Source organism: Rickettsiella endosymbiont of Dermanyssus gallinae, from assembly GCF_019285595.1.
In the GTDB taxonomy this organism is placed as follows: Bacteria; Pseudomonadota; Gammaproteobacteria; order Diplorickettsiales; family Diplorickettsiaceae; genus Rickettsiella_B.
Window position 1 is genome coordinate 782429 of the sequence record NZ_CP079094.1, and the last position, 15856, is coordinate 798284.

The 15856-nt window shown below is 37.5% G+C and carries 13 protein-coding genes; 7 read left to right on the plus strand and 6 right to left on the minus strand.

Annotated elements, in window-relative coordinates; genetic code table 11:
- Window positions 1–80: 80 nt before the first annotated feature.
- Window positions 81–287, minus strand: a complete 207-nt coding sequence (locus tag KX723_RS03955) for a hypothetical protein (protein WP_218814766.1) — start codon at window positions 285–287, stop codon at window positions 81–83.
- A gap of 195 nt (window positions 288–482) precedes the next feature.
- Between KX723_RS03955 and bufB the strand changes: the two genes are divergently transcribed.
- The 3 genes from bufB to pyrG are packed head-to-tail and all read left to right on the plus strand — an operon-like array spanning window position 483 to window position 3746.
- Complete coding sequence (gene bufB, locus KX723_RS03960; RefSeq protein WP_218814767.1) at window positions 483–1325, plus strand: MNIO family bufferin maturase; 843 nt, start codon at window positions 483–485, stop codon at window positions 1323–1325.
- Complete coding sequence (locus KX723_RS03965) at window positions 1309–2085, plus strand: HvfC/BufC N-terminal domain-containing protein (RefSeq protein WP_218814768.1); 777 nt, start codon at window positions 1309–1311, stop codon at window positions 2083–2085. Before bufB ends, KX723_RS03965 begins: the two co-directional genes overlap by 17 nt.
- The gene (gene pyrG / locus KX723_RS03970) at window positions 2085–3746 is read left to right on the plus strand and encodes a CTP synthase (RefSeq protein ID WP_218814769.1); all 1662 of its coding nucleotides are present in this window, start codon (window positions 2085–2087) and stop codon (window positions 3744–3746) included. Before KX723_RS03965 ends, pyrG begins: the two co-directional genes overlap by 1 nt.
- 51 nt (window positions 3747–3797) lie before the next feature.
- On the opposite strand, the gene KX723_RS03975 is transcribed toward pyrG, so the two are convergent.
- Window positions 3798–4679: a class I SAM-dependent methyltransferase gene (locus KX723_RS03975; RefSeq protein WP_218814770.1), complete on the minus strand. Its 882-nt coding sequence runs from the start codon at window positions 4677–4679 to the stop codon at window positions 3798–3800.
- Between the two features lie 158 nt (window positions 4680–4837).
- Between KX723_RS03975 and KX723_RS03980 the strand changes: the two genes are divergently transcribed.
- The 3 genes from KX723_RS03980 to KX723_RS03990 all read left to right on the plus strand — a co-directional run bounded on the left by KX723_RS03980 (window position 4838) and on the right by KX723_RS03990 (window position 8432).
- Window positions 4838–5647 (plus strand): ABC transporter permease, encoded by an 810-nt coding sequence (locus KX723_RS03980; protein WP_218814771.1) that lies wholly within the window; start codon window positions 4838–4840, stop codon window positions 5645–5647.
- 11 nt (window positions 5648–5658) lie between these two features.
- Entirely contained in the window at window positions 5659–6405 is a 747-nt protein-coding gene (locus KX723_RS03985) for an ABC transporter ATP-binding protein (protein WP_218814772.1), read from the plus strand.
- Window positions 6406–6470: 65 nt separating this feature from the next.
- Window positions 6471–8432, plus strand: a complete 1962-nt coding sequence (locus KX723_RS03990; protein WP_218814773.1) for a hypothetical protein — start codon at window positions 6471–6473, stop codon at window positions 8430–8432.
- Here the strand turns inward: KX723_RS03990 and KX723_RS03995 are convergent.
- From KX723_RS03995 to KX723_RS04005, 3 genes are read right to left on the minus strand one after another with little or no spacing between them, the layout of a single operon-like run.
- Window positions 8419–9231 carry an FkbM family methyltransferase gene (locus KX723_RS03995; protein WP_218814774.1) on the minus strand — a complete coding sequence of 271 codons (813 nt, stop codon included), beginning with the start codon at window positions 9229–9231 and terminating at the stop codon, window positions 8419–8421. The two genes, KX723_RS03990 and KX723_RS03995, sit on opposite strands and share 14 nt — an antisense overlap.
- Window positions 9228–13022, minus strand: coding sequence for a glycosyltransferase (locus KX723_RS04000; RefSeq protein ID WP_218814775.1), 3795 nt, complete (start codon window positions 13020–13022; stop codon window positions 9228–9230). Before KX723_RS04000 ends, KX723_RS03995 begins: the two co-directional genes overlap by 4 nt.
- 14 nt (window positions 13023–13036) lie before the next feature.
- Window positions 13037–13657 carry a hypothetical protein gene (locus KX723_RS04005; protein ID WP_218814776.1) on the minus strand — a complete coding sequence of 207 codons (621 nt, stop codon included), beginning with the start codon at window positions 13655–13657 and terminating at the stop codon, window positions 13037–13039.
- 221 nt (window positions 13658–13878) lie between these two features.
- Between KX723_RS04005 and KX723_RS04010 the strand changes: the two genes are divergently transcribed.
- A complete protein-coding gene (locus KX723_RS04010) occupies window positions 13879–14601 on the plus strand; it encodes a class I SAM-dependent methyltransferase (RefSeq protein WP_218814777.1) in 723 nt (240 codons plus the stop codon).
- A 142-nt stretch (window positions 14602–14743) separates the two neighbouring features.
- On the opposite strand, the gene gmd is transcribed toward KX723_RS04010, so the two are convergent.
- Window positions 14744–15736: a GDP-mannose 4,6-dehydratase gene (gene gmd, locus KX723_RS04015; protein ID WP_218814778.1), complete on the minus strand. Its 993-nt coding sequence runs from the start codon at window positions 15734–15736 to the stop codon at window positions 14744–14746.
- Between the last annotated feature and the right edge of the window lie 120 nt (window positions 15737–15856).

Genomic DNA, 15856 nt, shown 5'->3' on the forward strand with positions numbered 1-15856 from the left:
AGTTGTTACTAGATGTTGCAGCGTGCGTTTGTAGCACGATGGATTTTAGTAACAGAAAAATTTTTCTTAATCCATTTTTATTACAGGGGATAGATGATCATGATCATGAAAAAGACTGGTCTCGTTATTGCTGCCGCTGCTGCTGCTATGATACTTTCTGGTTGTGCTACAGGCGCGCGTAACATACCTGAAAATTCGCCAATTTGTGAAACACCTTGTGCAGCACCCTGCAACACTTGTAAATGTACAAGTAGCTGTAAATCCGCATGCCCAACCAAAAAACACAAAAAACATAAAAAACACCGTCGATGCAGTGCAGAAAATACACAAACACAAATGAGCGCATAAAAATTAATTTATAGTTTATTAATGGCTTTCCATTAGTAAACAGTGTGTGTAGAATAAAGCCGCGTATAAACTACGCGGCTTTTTTTATGCCATTCGATGGGAATAAAAAATTTTTAGTAGGTTAAATTTTTAAGATGGATGAAGTTTTTCTTGGCTTCGGTCTTGGTCTACGCGCACCCCATTATCCAGCTATTCTAGAAAGCCGTCCTAAAGTGGATTGGTTTGAAGCGATTACCGAAGATTATTTAGTGCCGGGTGGCCGACCTCTTTACTACCTTAATCGTATACGTGAGCACTATCCATTAGTGATGCATGGCGTGTCGTTGTCTATAGGCAGTGGCGATGGCATTAATTTTGAGTATTTAAAAAAAGTAAAGGCATTAGCGGCTTCAATACAACCGGCATGGATATCCGATCATTTGTGTTGGACAGGCATTCACGGGTTCAATATGCATGATCTTTTACCGCTTCCCTATACTGAAGAAAGTTTAAATCATGTGGTGAGTAAAATTAAAAAAGTACAGGACTTTTTGGGAAGACAAATATTATTAGAAAATGTATCGAGTTATATTGAATATCAAGCATCCATGATGAAAGAGTGGGATTTTTTAGCGGCTATTGCAGAACAAGCGGATTGTTTTATTTTATTGGATATCAATAATATTTATGTTAGTTCAGTTAATCATCAATTTGATCCCTTAGATTATTTAAATGCGATTCCACCGCATCGTGTGCGCCAATTTCATTTGGCGGGCCATAAAAATCTCGGAAGCTATATAATCGATACGCACGATGCACCTATTATTGATTCTGTTTGGTCACTGTATGCGGCGGCTTTGCGTCGATTTGGTAAGGTTTCTACGATGATAGAACGTGATGATAATATTCCCGTACTATCAGAATTATTAACCGAGTTACAGCAGGCAAAACAAATCGCAGAAACTGTATGGAAAGAAGAAGATGTCTTCATTAGCTAGTCTACAAGCTGCTTTGCAGCGCCATTTGCTTGAGGATGATGAACAGATTGCCAATGAATTAGTGCTGCCACGGCAAGGTGAGCTCGCTGAACGTTTGGCGGTCTATGCGGATGGCTATCGTTGGCGGCTTATCGATGCGCTACAGAAAGAGTACGCGTCATTACATCATTACTTAGGTGATGATGCTTTTACTGAGCTATCTGAGGTCTATCTTGATGAATATCCTTCACGTTTCTACTCTATCAGTGATTTTACTAAGCAACTGCCTCAGTTTTTGCTTCAGCATCAGCCACAGCAGGGTTATTTGAGTGAATTAGCGCAAATTATTAGCGCCTTAAGCCTTAGTTTAGAGGCGGCCGATGCGCAATTTTTAGACCCAACGGCATTAGCAAAAATGCCTCTGCAAAATTGGCCTTCGCTCTGCTTTAAATATCATCCCTCGGTGCACTACTTCTCATTTCAGTGGAATACGTTTTCACTGTGGAAAGCACTGGTGCAAAAAACAGCGTTTCCTACGCCTACAAGCCAAAATTCGTATTGCATTGTTTGGCGCAAGGAATTACAGTCTTATGCTAATAGTTTGACAGAACCAGAGGCGGTTGTTTTTGCAGCCTTCTCTGCAGGTTCTTGTTTTGCCGATGTATGTGAGCTTGTTTGTGCGCGCGGTTTAGTGGGCGAAACCGAAGCGGCTGCCTTATTGGCAAATTGTTTGACACGATGGCTAAATGATCATTTGATTTCGGAGGTTTATATCCCTTAATGACAACGCGGTATATTTTTATCACAGGTGGCGTGGTCTCTTCTTTAGGGAAGGGTATTGCGGCGGCTTCTTTAGGGGCTATTTTAGAATCGAGGGGTCTTAAAGTTAGCCTACTTAAATTGGATCCTTATTTAAACCTTGATCCGGGGACGATGAGCCCTTATCAACACGGCGAGGTTTTTGTCACCGAAGACGGGGCGGAAACCGACCTCGATCTGGGTCATTATGAGCGTTTTGTGCGTGCTAAAATGACGCGAAATAATAATTTTACGGCGGGTCAAATTTATGCGCGTGTTCTGCGTAAAGAGCGTCGTGGTGATTATTTAGGGGGCACGGTACAGGTTATTCCGCATGTAACGGATGAAATTAAGCAGGCCATTGTTAAGGGTGCGGATGATGCGGATATTGCCTTAGTCGAGATTGGTGGAACGGTCGGTGATATGGAATCATTGCCATTTTTAGAAGCGATACGTCAATTGCGTATTGAGCTAGGCAATCAGCAAACCTTATTTATCCATTTAACCTGGGTACCTTATATTGGCACAGCCGGTGAAATTAAAACTAAGCCTACTCAGCATTCGACCAAAGAGCTTGGATCGTTTGGTATACAAGCGGATATGTTGATTTGTCGTTCAGAAAAAGAACTTCCAGAGCAAGCACGGGAAAAAATTGCTTTATATACCAATGTGGGAGCGGGTGTTATTTCATTACCAGATGTGGATAACATTTATCGCGTGCCGTTACTGTTGCATGAGCAAGGATTGGACGAAATGGTGCTCAAGCGATTTGGCCTAAATTATCCACCCGCCGATCTAAAGGAATGGGAAGAAGTCGTAGCCGCCCAAAAAAATCCTACAGCCGAAGTGAAAGTGGGGATGGTTGGCAAGTATATGGGCTTGGCCGATTCTTATAAGTCCTTAAGCGAAGCCTTAATTCATGCGGGTATTAAAACGCATACCTATGTGAATGTGGTTTATATTGATGCCGAAGCGTTAGAGCAACAAGGCACTAAATTATTAGAACCTTTAGATGCTATTTTGGTTCCTGGAGGATTCGGTAAGCGCGGCATTGATGGAAAAATCATGGCTGCACAATACGCACGTGAAAATGGCATACCTTATCTTGGAATTTGTTTAGGCATGCAAACAGCACTGATAGAATTTGCGCGTCATGTGGGGCTAAAAGGTGCGCATAGTACAGAGTTTGATGACCAAACACCTTATCCAGTGGTTGCTTTAGTGACCGAGTGGGTGACACCTGAAGGACGGTATGAAAAGCGTGATAAAGACTCTGACTTGGGCGGTACCATGCGCTTAGGTGGACAAACCTGCTGCTTGGCGAAAGGAAGTAAGGCGAGAGCTTTATATGGAAAGGATAGTGTCATTGAGCGTCATCGACATCGTTATGAAGTGAATGATCAACTATTACCTAAATTAGAAGAAAACGGTTTGATCGTCTCAGGGCGTTCAGCAGATGGTAATCTAGTCGAAATGATTGAGTTAAAAAATCATCCTTGGTTCATTGGTTGTCAGTTTCATCCTGAATTTACTTCAAATCCACGTGATGGACATCCATTGTTTGTTAGTTTTGTTGAAGCGACAAGATTACAACATCAGAAACACCAGCCAGCCGCCGATCTACAACATATTATTGAAAAATAGTAGAAACCCATCATAGCGAGGTCGGAACTTTGTTTCGACCGTGGCTATTTATTATTTAATACAGCTGACTAAGCAGCGAATCCCAAAGGGATATGATATGAAGCGACCTAATGCCAACTCCAATGCCGTCATCTTGGAAAGGATTTTACTGTTGCCGGTTTGACGAATACTTTTTTCTACTAATTGGCGTTTTACTGCCTCAGGTTGAGCAAGAAAGCGTTTGTTTTTTTGTTTGACTAACCAAAAAGCAGGATAGATAAAAAAACCTAAGTGCGATTGTTTGAGTAAGGTAAAGTATTTTTGTTTTAATAATCGGCATAGTGGAGTCAGTTTATACCGTCGAAAATGCATATACATTTCGTCGTGTATATCATATAAATGTGGGCCTGCCGGTACTTCAATAATAAAGACACCGCCTGGTTTTAAAATTCTATAGATTTGATCTAATGCGCTTTGATCGTCTTCTATGTGTTCTAAGACATTGAGACAGACAATGGCATCGATACTGTTATCGGGCAATGGGCATTGTAATAAATCAAAGCGAAGTAACGGTATGGGTAATTGTCCCGCTAGTTTTAAAAGCGGATCATAAACAACATCAGAACCAATCACGGTTGCTTTGGGGAACGTGGCATAAATTTCTTTTAACATAAACCCCGTTGCGCAACCTATTTCTAAAATAGTAGGTTTAGGGTGTTTCAATGTCGCTTTAAGTTGATGTAGTGTATGCATTCTAGAGGCTTTATGCATGAAATAATCAGCGTCGGTGACTTCTTCAAACGCATAGTTTGTTAGATTATCATTCCAACCTTTATTATTTGTACTATAGTGCAATACATTTGTTTGTTCATTTCCAATCAGGAATTTTGTACCGGTCCATAAAGGGCAGGGTCCATTTTCTAGGGTGGGTGGTAACGCAAAGGGCAAATCCATTTTAAGTTTTCCTCACGAAGAAACAGGCTTATTATATCTGATTAGCTATCACGAGGCGAATTAACGCCATTCGGGATGAGTAGGTTGACCGTTATATAAAGCTCGTATATTGTGCGGAGTTAAAAAGTTTTATAAAGATAATCACGCAATGGAATATCATGGTTAGTCGTTCTCCACATTCAATTTACTATCTTGCTTTAGCCGATATTTACGATGGACTTAAACAATGGCGTATTTGGCTTTTACTGGCGTGGCAAGATATTCAACTGCGTTATCGCCGTTCTACGTTAGGACCTTTTTGGATTACATTGAGTATGGCGGTGACGATCTATACGATGGGTCTGCTGTATGGAAGATTGTTTAAGATGGGTTTATCTCTATATTATCCCTTTCTTGCCGTGGGCATTTTAGGTTGGAGTCTTATCTCTGCTTTGCTAACCGAAGGCGCAAGCATTTTTGTTGAGTCGGAACAATTTATCAAGCAAGTGAAACAACCTTACTCCGTGTTTGTTTTTCGTACGGTTACTAAATGTTTTATGATTTTTTTTCATCATATTATTGTTCTTATTCCAATCATTTTATTTTTTAAGGTTAAAATTAATTTTTATTCTTTATTTATTTTCATAAGTTTAGCGATTCTTTGGTTAAATGGAATTTGTTATGGCGTCATATTGGCTATTTTGGGAACGCGGTTTAGAGATATTGTGCAGTTAATTGTTAGTTTGGTACAAGTTGCATTTTTTTTAACGCCTATTATATGGTCACCGACTATACTGCCTGAGCGTTATCAGTATATTGTTAAATATAATCCTTTTGCTCAGTTTATGGAGTTAATTAGGAACCCTTTCCTAGGAAGTCTCCCTTCATCCTATACACTTTACACCACGCTATTTATCACTTTAATCGGTTTAGTGCTTGGTTTTATGATATTTTCTCGTTATCGCGCCAGAATTACTTATTGGTTATAAAAAGGGTTGCTATGGCTACTATACGACTCGATTCAGTTTCAGTTGATTTTCCTATTTATAATTTCAATGCTCGTTCCTTAAAGAAGCAGTTTTTGCGTCTAACGACGGGTGGGGCTTTAAATAATAATGACAATATGGTTGTGGTTAAAGCCTTAGACAAGGTTAGTTTAAAGTTTGAACACGGTGATCGTGTGGGTCTTATTGGTCATAATGGCGCAGGAAAAAGTACTTTATTGCGTGTATTAGCTAAGATTTATGAGCCTATACAGGGGCAGATTCATTATGAAGGCAATGTTTCTCCTTTGCTGAATGTCATGTTAGGCATTAATCAAGAATCAACCGGCTATGAAAATATTATGTTAAGGGGGTTATTATTAGGATTAACCCGAAAAGAGATCCGAGTTAAATTAGATCAAATCGCTGATTTTACAGAATTAGGTGATTATCTATTTGCACCGGTTCGTACTTATTCTTCCGGGATGCAATTACGCTTAGCGTTTGCAGTCGCTACCTGTATAAAACCTGATATTTTACTGATGGATGAACTAATAGAGGTAGGCGATGCCGCTTTTTTAAAACGGGCACAAGCGCGTTTAGGCGATTTTATTAGTCAATCAAGTATTTTAGTATTAGCTTCTCATTCTAATGAGACCATTAAAAGACTATGTAATAAAGTAGTTTTATTGGAAAAAGGATGCGTTCAGTATTTTGGGCCCGTGGAAGAAGGATTTGAAAAATACGCTCAATTAATCAATTAGCTTGTAAGGCCGAAAATTCAAGTGCGAAGTGTATTAAGTTAATTTAAATTAATGGATTTATTTGAATGCGCTATAAAGGAAAAACGATTGTTTTTATTGAGTTGTTTTGGCTAGCGTTACTTCTGGTTTTTACGAGCTTGGTCTATTTAAATCAGGAGTTTATTGGATTGTTTTTCAATTCAGACTCTCTGATGTTTCCCTCTGTGTTTAAAAATCTATTTTTACAACACGGCCATTATAAGGATTGGAGTTTATCACCAGCGCCACATTTTTTTCCTGATTTTTTGATCTTTTTTCCGGTATTTCTTGTTTTTAAAGATGTCTATTTTCAGTTTCTTGCTGTGTTATGTTTGCAATTAATTCTACTATATCTGGCGGTTAAATATACATACTTGCAGCTTTTCACCAAAAATAAAGCAATTATTTATGCACTTTCGTCAGTCAGTATTTTTTATTTGTTCAGCTGTAGAAATATTTCCCCTTATGAACTCGCGATGATTCCCGCTGCACATATGGGAGAGTTCATTATGGGTCTTTTTTTTATTGGTATACAGTTGAATCTAATCAATAATACGGACCCTTATAAAGGGAAAAGCTTGTTTTTTATTGGTATCTTGCTGAGTTTTCTATGCAGTTTGTCAGATTTGTTATTTTTAGTACAATTTTCCAGTGCCGCTTTTGTGGCTTATTTTTTCCTCTATGTAAATAAAGGTATTAAATTTAAATTTGCATTTTATTATGCCTGTATTCCATTTATAGCCGCCGTGATAGCGGCGCTTTTAACAAAACATATTGTTCCTACGGATGTATTAAGTAGTTATCTGGATAATCCATCGCTTAATACTATCTCTTTATCTTCCCTGCATAAGCAATGGTTGCAGTTGATACAACTATTTAAAACGAATGTTAATGGATTTTTATGGGGTATATTGGTTGTATTTTATACAGGGACTTTTATATCGTTATTCAGGGTTATTTTTAATAAAAAGAATGGCGATGACTTGCACTCTAAAGAACAGTATTTAAGTTATTTTATAATTTTTAGTTCATTATTAGCGATTATATCTATCTTTTTAGTCTCAAAAGAAAACTATGTGTTAGATAGGTATATGTTTTCTGTGTTTTTTTTGCCAGTGCTGCTGTTTTTTTATTTAAATTGTTTGTTCGTTAACATAAAGGCTATTTATAACGGCTTAGCATGGCTAGGCGCGGTGTTTTTCTTATTGCTTATTTTTAACATAAAGCTGTTGCTTAGCAAGCCGGGATTTAAAGTTAAATTAAGTTATTATCCAAGCTTTATTGCCTGTATTGATCAGGCCTTACGTGGCTATGGCCATAAGGGAATAGCGCAATATTGGGACGCTAATCTTATTTCAATGCTGAGTAAAACTAGCCTAGACCTTGTGCCCGTTTCTTCAAATTTAGTCGCATTTCCTAATGCGATCAATTTGAAGAAATTTGTTCCTGCTTATAGTTTTGCTATTGTAAACACCAGCGTATTGCCTGCTTTGCGATTGGATGAAAAGTTTATCCAAGGCGTTAATGGACAGGCGAAAAAAGTAGTGGTTTGTGAAGACAGAAAAATATTGATTTATCCTCAAGACACCTTAAAAGTGCCTTTTTTTGAAAAAAAGCAGGATCAATTTACTTGGCAAGCTGCTTTTTTGCCCAGTCAATTTTTAAAGAGTGAAATTTCTGATAGTAGGCAAGCAACAGAAAAAGATGCCGTAGGCTATCTGACGTTTGGACCCTATATTACATTGCCGGCAGGACACTATTCTTTTGCTATTGTTTATTCCAGCGATGCATTGGTTAATAGGCAAGTAGGTACGTGGGATAGTGTTTTAGCTAAACGAGGCATGATATTTTCGAGCGGTCCACTGATGGGTACCGAAGGAAAATTAACAGAGCTGAAAGCTAGCTTACGGGTACCCCTGGATTTAGCAAATAATAATTTTGAAATACGCACCTTGTTTTTAGGACATGCTAATTTACAAGTTAAGCGTATAACGCTTATAAAAGACTAAGGTGATTTTTTAGTTGCGTTAACCGGTTTAATATTTCAGCGCGATCGAAACCAGCAATGAGGTTGCAATATTTCAGTTTGATCAAATGTTCGTGAGCAATATGGTGAAAATTGCGCGATTCTGAGAAATCTAGGTAAGAATCCCCATCAATACAAAAGATATAGGGGAAAAAATCAAGCAGTCGTTCGTGAAATTCGGGCAGACTAATGCGGTGGAAAACATTGAGGCACCAATGGTTCATTTCAAGGTAAACCATCGGTTTAAATTGTTTCAGAATATTCCGTGCTCCCGCCAGGGCAAAAAGCTCATAGCCTTCTAAGTCCATCTTTATAAAATCTACACGTTCTATTTCAGAAGAATCAAATATTTCATCTAAAGGTTTCATGGGAATAGTGATAGAAAAATGCTCGCTATCGGCTTGATAGCGTTCAGCGATGAATGAGCCGGCTAAAAAGTCATCTTTACCTTGCATCATTACGCGACTATCGTTTTCACCAACCGCAAAATTAACTATTTTTACATTTTTCAGTGCCGCGTTTGTTATATTTTCTTCTAGAAATTGAAAAGCACGCGGTATAGGTTCAATGGCGACTACTTTTCCTGTATTGCAAATATTAGCTAATGCGATGGTAGTCAGGCCGATATTTGCTCCAACATCTAACACCTGAAAGTGTTGCTCGCAAAAACATTGAAAAAGATGCGTTGTTGCTGGTTCAAAGTGTTCTCCTCGCGTACCTAAATAGTCTGTGTCACCTGTAATCAGGTAGTTTTTAGCGTCAATATAGATATTTCGTTTCATGTCATCGTCTCTTCTAATAAATGAGGATCATAAGTGTTGCGGGTATTGGGCGTGTAATAATCTGTCCAGCGCTCATTTAATAAAATATCAATGAGTGCTTGGCTGCTTTCTTGCCAGGTAGACCATTTGATAGAGTGGGCTTTAGGCTCTTGTCCTTTTGATCGTAATACGATCCAATCTTCTATAGCGCGTGATAAATCATGGGCTGTTAAACCATTAAAATAAAAAGCATTATCTTTTGCTAACTCTTTAAAAATAGGTAGTTCCCTTGCAATGATACTCAATTTATATTGAGCGGATTCCATGAGAGGAAGACCAAAACCTTCTCCTTCTGAGGCAAGAATTAAGGCGCTAGCCTGTTGATAGATCGCGCTTAGCGTTTTGTCGCAGGCATTATTTAACCATATCAGTCGTTTTCCATATTCGGGATGCCGAAGTAGGGTTGCCATGAGTTCTTCCACCATCCAACCTTGGCGTCCAACGATGATTAAAGATACATCCTGTCCTTTTGACCAAAGTTGATTAAAAGCATTGAGTGTTTGAAGATGTCCTTTTCTAGGTTCAATTCTTCCTACCAGTAAAAAGCTGAGTGATGTTTTTATAGTGAATGGATTGCTTTCAAAATGAGGGTTTAGCGATGGAATAGTGGGTGCTATGTTGGCGCCAAGATAAAAAAAGCTTATTTTTAATGGGACAAGCCTATTTGGTAAAGCATTATAAAGCCATGTCAAAAATTCATCGGTTGTTTGTCTAGACGTACATATAACCCCGTCAGCTATTTCACTGATGGTGTTTAACCAGGTACTGAAAGTAGGTTTTGTTTGTATCGGAAAAAAGTTAGGTCTTAAAATAGGTAAAATATCATAGAGCATAAAATAAAGTTTGATGCCTCTATTACGCCAGTGAGAGAGTATCGTTTTAGAATGTGGAATAGTCGTTGGGCAAAAATCTAAACCTAAAAAGATATCCCCTGGGTAAGTTTCTACCGCACTATCTTGCAGGATCGTATCGCTGAATTGCAAAATACGACTCGTAAAACGTCGGGCATAAAAATATTGCCCTTTACCATTATCGTAAATAGGTTCTGTGCGAAAGCCTTCCGGGGGGTGGATTAGAAGATTAACTAAAATACCGCGTACAACCCGCTGAATCCCTGTTTTTTCATCACAATGTACCAGTATTGATATATCTACCAACAATTGTGTTAAGCCTATAGACGGACGATTAGCTGCAATGATTGATGCGGTGGATTGGATATTTTCGTCCTCCAGCTCAAAAAGCTTGTTTTTTACTAAGTCGTTAATAAGGTGCTTTTCTCTAGAAATGGGATTAAAGCGTAAAAAATACTCAATGACTTCTTGGTATTTTTCACCTATCTTTGTCGGATGATGATTTTTATTAATATATTCGAGTGCATTTTCAGAGAATTGCTCGCACAGTAGAGTGTTTTCATAAAGCCGATTCATCGCTTCTTTTAAGGTATTATTGGTAAAGTTTTCTTTTATTTTTATAGCTACGTTGTTTGGAAATTCATCAGCACTGCCGTGCGCATTGATAATCATTGGGATGCCATAGGATAAACAACTGATAATACAGGCGGATGTTTCGCCTTGAGATGTTTCGCGTAGTTGTATAGCCATATCCGCAGCAGCTAAATAACTTTCAAATAATTCTAGCTCAATAAAACCAGTAATCTGTATTTGTTTTTTTAATTTAGAAGCATTAATTTGCGATGTTAATTGCTCGCCATAATCACCCACATGGTTTTCACCCACGAAAATTAAATGCGTATTAGCACTTTTGGCAAGAGAGGAATCTAACCAGCTGGAAACGATACGCTGACTTAATTTATGGGGTGAAATAAATCCAAAGGAGCAGACTATAAAGTCATCTTTCGATAATTTAAGTTTTTTTCTGGCCGTTTCTCGATCGATAGCGGTTAATTTTAAGCGTACTTGTGGAATTTGACGAATATGTGTCTCTTGTTTAAATTTATACCATTTAAATGCTAAATTAATAGCATGTTGTGAGTGTACAATAACGCCTCTAGCACGTTTTAGTATGGCTAAGTTGCAAGGGTAGCGACTCAGTGTGGCTTCTCTGCCTTTTTCTACTTGATAATGACAGGCAGAAAAACCATGTGATTCATAGAGTGCTCGATAAAAACAATCTTTTTCACTCGGCATCATCACATCCGCATAATGCACTAAACCGCTTAAAAAAAAGTCATGTAATACGACGATACCCGGATAGTCGGCTAGTAGCTTAAACATATAATGATGTGCAGGCGAATTTCCAAATTGATAGAGAATAACGTCAAAAGTAGGGGCATGTTGAGTAAACCAATGCGTATCTTGTATCGTAAAATTACTCTTTAGCCATTTATTATCGATCTGGGTTTTTTCTAGGATGATAACAATCTCATAAAAACGTGCTAATTCTGGTAATAGTTGCAGGCTGTAGTTAGCAATACCGGTTTTTTGAGGTGGGAGGGGAGAAACAAAAGCCATTTTTTTTGTAGTATGGCTGGCATTTAAATAAGCGATGTGATGCGACTTAATGTGCTGATTTTTTTTATCTTCCTGTAATTTTTCGAAGCTAGTGAGCACTTTTTTGGCCGTGGCAGCCCAGGTGAATTTTTTTGCTTGTTTTTGGTTATGTTCTTTTAGAAAGTAATACAAAGCGCTATTCGTTAAGACCGCCGTTATTTTATTTGCAATACAGCTTGGTTTTGTGGGATCAAATAATGCTTGTGTACATCCTATGAGTTCGAGCAAGCTGCTTGAGTTGGAACAAATGACGGCAGCGCCACAAGCCATCGCTTCTAATATAGGCAAGCCAAATCCTTCATGTAAAGAAGGATATACGAATAAACTACACGAGTTATATAAGATAATTAATTCGTTGTCCGGTATATAGCCTGTAATAATAAGCTCATTGTGACTGAGTTTAAATCGTGCTCTCAATTGTGCTTCATAGTCGGTGTGTTCTAGCCGTTTTCCCGTAATAACTAATTGATAATTTTTTTTCAACGGACTCGTTAAAAGACGATAGGCTTCAAGAAGGCTTTCAATGTTTTTACGCAGATCAAAGCCACCTACATAAAAAATAAACTTCCGGTTAATACCATATCTTTTTTCTACTTCGAGGCGATCCGGTTTAGAAACAGTATAAACTTTAAATTTCTCATCAACACCTGCCGAGCAATTAATGACACGATCTGGAGAAATTGAGAGGGTATGAATAGCTTCTTGTTGAGCTGAGCTAGAAATAGCTAATAATAAATTAGCTTTTTTTACTTCTTGTAGTTTATTAAAATAGAAGCGAGTAATTTTATCATCGTATAAATAACGTTCTGAATTGATAAGCGGTATGAGATCATATAACGTAACGCTGGTTAAGGCATGATTATTTAAATTATCTATAGAGGTGATCGCGCTATCCATCCAACCTTCAAATAAACTACTGATATGGATGATGTCAGGTGATAAATTAATTAAGAAATTTTCACGTAATTTCTTGGAAATTTTTATTTTGGCCGCCTGGCTTGGATCATATTCACCAATAATACGCAGGGTTTCAAATATTTTTATTCGCTCAGGTGGTATTAGTTCTTTAAATTCAACGCGTAACGCATCAATGGTTTCAGGAAATGAACTATTTAAAGCTAGCCATATCTCATGATTTCCCGCTTGCTGCGCTATCATTTTTGTAAGCGCAAGACTGTATCGACCAATACCGTGGAAACGACTGACGCTTTGTGCCGCCTGTAAATCTATAACAATTTTCATAATGTGTTTTATGACTATTTTTCATGATTAAGAATGGCTCTTTGTATATCCATATAGATATATTGTGCCGTCTTAGAGAGGGTATTAAGGGTTTCTATAGAAAAAGATGAATAAGCTAACGGTTTTTTTTGTACGCTTTTACCATCATTATAGATTAAAGTTTGAAGTTGTTGTTTTACTTTCAAATTTATAAGTAATTTCTGTAGAATGGCAAGTCTAAATTTTTCTTTTTTAAAAAAAATTAAACTCTTTATAATGAGTGCGTCCAATAAAAATAAAATAATTTTATCGGGAAGTAACTCTTCGTTGGAACTCTGATTTAGTTTGAGCCAATGCCGTAGATGCTGCGACCATTTTATCAGTGTTGGATAGCGATAGAATTTATACTTTATATTTAATTTAATTTTAGCAGGTATTCTTTTTTTTAATAAAATATAAGCGTAAAATAAATTTAGTCGCAGTATATATTTTAGTATGTAAATAATAACTTTAAAAAAGCTTATTATTTTTTTAATACCCAGTAAACAAAATTTAATGAGTTTAGTTAAATAGTGTTTAATCGCGTTGTTTATGCATATTAGCCATTTAACGCCATTAATGACATGTTGATGTTTAGTCGGTCTTTCCATGGCCATAATTAACTTACATATAGTTAAGATTTCAACTTATCAATCCATTGAATAAAGTAACAAACTTCTAATCAGAATGCTACTTAATAGAGGTATTATGACAGAGATCGTTGTTGCACCGCTATAAAGCCAATAAGCTGATATCTATTCGATAGACTATGCTAGAGTCGTTTGGTAAAATAACACAATAGTGATGCGTTTTATTGAAAGTTAGGGAGATCTTTATTATGCGCGAAAGAAATATATCTGCTTTTAACGAGGATATTATTTCTAATAACGGGTATCTCTATACCAACACGAATAAATTATCCTGTAAATTGTCGGTTAATCGAAATAACCAAGCAATTCATCAATTATTAGGCAGTATCAAAGATAAAAAAATTATTGATATTGGATGTGGGGATGGTGCCTTTGTTAAAGAGATCATCGATTTACAGCCAAAATCTATTATAGGGATCGATCCAGGTGAAGCTGCTATAGAGCTGGCAAAGAAAAGTACTGCTCAATTTAGTCACGTTGAGTTTCAGGTTATGGATATCTATGATCTTCCTTTGCATCAACGCTATGATATCGCTATTCTCCGAGGTGTTTTGCATCACTTGTATCACCCGGAGAAGGCGATTGAAAGAGTCTGTCAAATAGCAGATAGACTTATTATTTTAGAGCCAAATGGTTATAATCCTGTTTTAAAAATACTTGAAAAATTTTCTTCTTATCATATTCGACATGAGGAAAAATCTTTTTTTCCTAAAAAGCTCGATAAATTTTTTGTTAAGCAGGGTGCGATTATCAATAAATCGGCATATGTTTGCTTAGTGCCTATGTTTTGCCCTGATTTTTTAGCCAAAATACTTAAATTTTTAGAACCTTGGGTAGAATCTATCCCTTTATTTCGGAATATCTCCTGTGGCGGATATGTACAAGAAGTACATATGAGTAAAAACAATTAATACTCTTCGCGCTAGAATTTTCTGCTGCGTTCCCGCTTAACTCGCCATCCTCATGTATTATGTATACATTCCGGTGGCTTCGTTTTCGCGGCGCCTTGCTGGAAATCCTATTGCTGTGAATATAAGTTTAGGTTTTAGATTATTAAGAAAAGCAAACTTGATTGCTTTTAGTTTGTATTCGCTTGACATCGGCTTGTACCATTATTTTTGCTAATGATTTCAAGTTTGTTTTTGCTTGCCAGCCAAATTTATTTTTAGCTTTTTCTGGATCGCCTAGTAGGATATCGACTTCAGCGGGTCTAAATAATTTAGGATCAATTACAACGTAATCCCGATAATCTAAATCAACTTCTTGGAAAGCAAGCTCACATAATTCTCTTACAGTGGTACTGCAACCGGTTGCGATGACATAATCGTCAGGCTGTTCTTGCTGTAGCATTAACCACATGGCTTCAACATAATCTTGAGCAAAGCCCCAATCGCGTTTAGCATCAAGATTGCCTAAATAGAGTTTATTTAATGTGCCATATTTTATATTAGCCACTGCATGCGTTATTTTACGGCTAACAAATTCTAAGCCACGTAATGGCGACTCATGATTAAATAAAATGCCACTAGAAGCGTGCATGCCAAAGCTCTCGCGGTAATTAACGCTAATCCAATGTCCATAAACTTTGGCAACACCATAAGGGCTTCGTGGATGAAAAGGCGTTTTTTCATTTTGTTTTTCGGCTTGGATTAAGCCAAACATTTCACTGCTGGACGCTTGGTAAAATTTTGCTTTTGGATGGGTTAAGCGTATCGCTTCTAAGAGGTTAGTCACGCCGAGTGCCGTCACTTGTCCAGTTAAACTCGGTTGTTCCCAAGAGGTTCCTACAAAGCTTTGTGCAGCAAGGTTATAGACTTCATCGGCTTCTGATAATTCCATGGCTCGGATGAGAGAAGCGGGATCCATCATATCACCATTAATTAAGTGAACAGCCGTTTCAATATTGAGTTCACGTAAGCGCCAGAGATTATCGCTGGTTCGTCGTGCGACTAAACCGTAAACCTCATAGTTTTTTTGGAGTAAAAATTGAGCAAGATAGGCGCCATCCTGACCGGTGATTCCCGTAATTAACGCTTTGATTGTCATATGCATTCCTTTGATAAGGAAGGATAGTAGCAAAGCTTGAATCGTAATTCCATATGGAGTGGCTATTTATTACTTTTACAGATATGTTGGGTTAATTCTACAATTAACAGCGCTTAAGTA

Coding starts and splice junctions, on each gene's coding strand:
- KX723_RS03985 (WP_218814772.1), top strand. CDS start 5,659: ATGGCTACTATACGACTCGATTCAGTTTCAGTTGATTTTCCTATTTAT.
- KX723_RS04010 (WP_218814777.1), top strand. CDS start 13,879: ATGCGCGAAAGAAATATATCTGCTTTTAACGAGGATATTATTTCTAAT.
- KX723_RS03995 (WP_218814774.1), bottom strand. CDS start 9,231: ATGAAACGAAATATCTATATTGACGCTAAAAACTACCTGATTACAGGT.
- KX723_RS04000 (WP_218814775.1), bottom strand. CDS start 13,022: ATGAAAATTGTTATAGATTTACAGGCGGCACAAAGCGTCAGTCGTTTC.
- pyrG (WP_218814769.1), top strand. CDS start 2,085: ATGACAACGCGGTATATTTTTATCACAGGTGGCGTGGTCTCTTCTTTA.
- gmd (WP_218814778.1), bottom strand. CDS start 15,736: ATGACAATCAAAGCGTTAATTACGGGAATCACCGGTCAGGATGGCGCC.
- bufB (WP_218814767.1), top strand. CDS start 483: ATGGATGAAGTTTTTCTTGGCTTCGGTCTTGGTCTACGCGCACCCCAT.
- KX723_RS03975 (WP_218814770.1), bottom strand. CDS start 4,679: ATGGATTTGCCCTTTGCGTTACCACCCACCCTAGAAAATGGACCCTGC.
- KX723_RS03990 (WP_218814773.1), top strand. CDS start 6,471: ATGCGCTATAAAGGAAAAACGATTGTTTTTATTGAGTTGTTTTGGCTA.
- KX723_RS03965 (WP_218814768.1), top strand. CDS start 1,309: ATGTCTTCATTAGCTAGTCTACAAGCTGCTTTGCAGCGCCATTTGCTT.
- KX723_RS03980 (WP_218814771.1), top strand. CDS start 4,838: ATGGTTAGTCGTTCTCCACATTCAATTTACTATCTTGCTTTAGCCGAT.
- KX723_RS04005 (WP_218814776.1), bottom strand. CDS start 13,657: ATGGCCATGGAAAGACCGACTAAACATCAACATGTCATTAATGGCGTT.